Genomic DNA, 2,823 nt, shown 5'->3' with positions numbered 1-2,823 from the left:
AGCTGCGCCGTGAGCGCCAGGCCGAGGCCGCCGTGTTCGCCGCCGAAGCCGCCGAACGCCGTCGCATCCGCCGGGAGTCGAACCCGCGCGCCGGATTCGCGTTCGTGGCGACGATGGTGGGGCTCGCGATCATCACCGGTGCTGCCGTGGGACTGGCGACCGGCGCAGCCCAGCTCGGTGGAGCTCTCGGCCTCCTCGCCGCAGCCCTGATCCTCGCGCTCGGGATGATCGTCGCCGGGGCGTTCCGTCGGCGCAGCGGTTTCCTGGCCTTCGTGACGGTCATCACCCTCGTCGGCGGACTCGTGGCCGGGGCGTTCTCCACGCTGCAGGGCCTGACCTTCGGATGGGCCTCGATCACCAACAGCCGCGAGCAGCACATCCGTCAGCCGTTCGGCGACCTCTCCGTCACCCTCTATCAGCACGACGGCGCGCCGCGACCGATCGTGATCGAGAAGTCCTCCGGGGGGACGTACATCTATGTCGATCCCGGCGTCGAGCTGCAGCTCCGAGCGACGGTGGACACGGCATCCGTGACCTGGACCCGCGTGGAGGGCGACTCGGGAACGATCGTCGACTCCGGCACATGGCTCGGCACGCGTGACGGAGACGAGCGCGCAGGAGAGGAGGCGGTGATCGTGCAGAGCATCTCGGCCGACACCGCCTCCCCGACGACCATCCAACCGATCACCCTCGATCAGAACAGCGGTGACATCTCCATCACCGTCGCCGAGCCCGCGAAGGAAGACCAGTGATGAGCGTTCCGTCGATCACCGAGACCACCGCCGTGCCCCGCACCCGCTGGGCGGCCATCATCTGGGGGCTCCTGTTCGCCGCGATCTCGGCGACAGCCCTCTGGATGCTGGCAGACGCCGACCGCCGCGATGCAGCCGCCGACGCCCTGCTGGCCCTCACCCCGACGGCCGCCGTCACGGTCGCGCTCCTGACCGTCGGCGTGCTGCTCCTGGTCGGCGGAGCCGCCGGACTCGTCCGTCGCGCGCAGCGGAAGCTCTCCACCAAGAGCCCTGCTGCGCCGACGGAGGTGCCGGGCACTCCCGCCGAGTAGCCTTGACCGCATGGCGAACCAGGGAAGACGCCCCGCGAAGGGCACAGGCCGCGGAACACCGGTACGCCGAAACAAGGCAGCGCCCGCGGAGCGGTATCCCCCGCAGAAGCCGAAGAAGCCCACCTCCAAGGTCGTCTTCGATGCCCCGCAGCCCGAACCGGAAGCGCCGCGCACCTTCCGCCTCGGCGCTGTGCCCGGCGCGACCCCCGGCAAGTGGATCGACGCCTGGAAGCAGCGGATGCCGCGTGTGCCGCTCGAGCTCGTGACGATCGACCCGGCCGCCCAGCGCGATGCACTCGACCGCGTCGATGCGGCGCTCCTTCGTCTGCCCCTCACCGACGAGTCGCTGCACATCATCCCCCTGTACGACGAGGTCCCGGTCGTCGTCGCAGCGGTCGATTCGCATCTGATGGCCGCGGAGCAGCTCACCGCGGCCGACCTCGAAGGCGAGGTCGTGATCGCGCTGACCGACGATGTCCTGGGTTCTCCCGTGTTCCCGGGGACTGTCCCGGCGACCTTCGATCCCCTTCCCACCGACGAGGCGATCGCGACGGCGGCATCCGGCGTCGGCATCGTCGTCGTCCCGATGTCTCTCGCGCGTCTGCACCATCGCAAGGACGCCGATCACCGCGTCCTCGCGCACGGACCGACCTCGACCGTCGCGCTGGTGTGGCCGCGAGAGCGCACCACGGCCGACGTCGAGACATTCGTGGGCATCGTCCGCGGTCGCACGGCGAACTCCTCGCGGTGACCGCGTCTGCTGGGCCACGCGCGCTCGCTAGAATCTCCTGATGGCCTCGCTTCTCTACGTCTGCGTGCGACCCGAGACCGGGGCGGCGGATGCCGAGCATGCCTCCTTCCGTCGGGCGCTGGGCGTCGACGTGGTCGACCGGCTCGATCTGCTGCACGCGGCGTTGCCGATGGAACGCCTGCGGGGATATCGCGGCATCGTCGTCGGGGGCTCGCCGTTCAACGTCTCCGATGCGGTGAAGTCCGCCGAGCAGCTTCGCGTCGAGGCCGACCTCCGCATGCTGGCCGACGCGGCGATGGCCGCCGAGGTCGCGGTGTTCTTCACCTGCTTCAGCATCGGTGTCGTCACCCGCATGCTCGGCGGCGAGGTGGTGACCGATACTCCGGAGCCCGCGAGCGCCACGGTCATCGAGACCACGCAGGCGGGCGCGGCCGATCCGGTGTTCGGACCCAGCGGCTCCGCTCTGACGGTCTTCACGGCCCATAAGGAGAGCGCGGCGGCGACCCCGCCCGGCGCCGTGCTGCTGGCCACGAACGAGGCCTGCCCCGTGCAGGCGTACCGCGTGGGCACGCATCTCTACGCCGCTCAGTTCCACCCAGAGCCCACGCCTCGCGATTTCGCCGACCGGATGACGTTCTACCGCACCACCGGCTACTTCGACCCCGACGAGTTCGACGCCGTGCAGCAGCAGGTTCTCGCAGCCTCGGTCACCGAGGGTGCGGCCCTGCTGCGACGCTTCGCCGAGACCTTCGCCTGAATCAGCTCGACGCCGAGTCGCGGAGCAGCGGTACGCGCTCGCGCAGGTATGCCTCCAACGGCATGAATCCTCCCGCGGTGCTCCAGCGCACGGAGGGCACGCCGTCGACCTGAGCGAGCGGACCGGATGAACCTCCGGCGTCCACGGCGTCGACGTCGACGACACTCCATCCCACATGCACGACATCGCCCTCGTCGAAGCCGCCGCGCAGCGCCTCGGCCCTGCGCTCCGCCCGCTCCCTGGCCGACTCGG

4 protein-coding genes and 1 pseudogene are annotated in these 2,823 nt (G+C 70.4%); 4 read left to right on the top strand and 1 reads right to left on the bottom strand.

What is annotated here, in order from left to right:
• From DSP71_RS21775 to DSP71_RS00635, 4 genes are all read left to right on the top strand, one after another.
• On the top strand, nucleotides 1-752 hold a 752-nt coding region (locus DSP71_RS21775), incomplete at its 5' end, for a hypothetical protein (RefSeq protein ID WP_396652039.1).
• Nucleotides 752-1,063, top strand: a complete 312-nt coding sequence (locus DSP71_RS00645) for a hypothetical protein (RefSeq protein WP_113680107.1) — start codon at nucleotides 752-754, stop codon at nucleotides 1,061-1,063. The genes DSP71_RS21775 and DSP71_RS00645, both read left to right, overlap by 1 nt.
• A 10-nt stretch (nucleotides 1,064-1,073) precedes the next feature.
• Nucleotides 1,074-1,814: a substrate-binding domain-containing protein gene (locus DSP71_RS00640; protein ID WP_113680106.1), complete on the top strand. Its 741-nt coding sequence runs from the start codon at nucleotides 1,074-1,076 to the stop codon at nucleotides 1,812-1,814.
• Nucleotides 1,815-1,854: 40 nt separating this feature from the next.
• The gene (locus DSP71_RS00635; protein WP_113680105.1) at nucleotides 1,855-2,571 is read left to right on the top strand and encodes a glutamine amidotransferase-related protein; all 717 of its coding nucleotides are present in this window, start codon (nucleotides 1,855-1,857) and stop codon (nucleotides 2,569-2,571) included.
• A 1-nt stretch (nucleotide 2,572) separates the two neighbouring features.
• On the opposite strand, the pseudogene DSP71_RS00630 reads toward DSP71_RS00635, so the two are convergent.
• A pseudogene (locus tag DSP71_RS00630) lies at nucleotides 2,573-2,823 on the bottom strand (glutaminase); the annotation flags it as partial.

This window comes from Microbacterium sp. H6 (assembly GCF_003314775.1).
Classification (GTDB): Bacteria; Actinomycetota; Actinomycetes; order Actinomycetales; family Microbacteriaceae; genus Microbacterium; species Microbacterium oxydans.
This window is presented reverse-complemented; position numbering and strand designations above follow the sequence as displayed.

Bases quoted from the DNA above. Each gene is read 5' to 3' on its own strand.
- DSP71_RS00635 (WP_113680105.1), top strand. From the start codon at position 1,855: ATGGCCTCGCTTCTCTACGTCTGCGTGCGACCCGAGACCGGGGCGGCG.
- DSP71_RS00645 (WP_113680107.1), top strand. From the start codon at position 752: ATGAGCGTTCCGTCGATCACCGAGACCACCGCCGTGCCCCGCACCCGC.
- DSP71_RS00640 (WP_113680106.1), top strand. From the start codon at position 1,074: ATGGCGAACCAGGGAAGACGCCCCGCGAAGGGCACAGGCCGCGGAACA.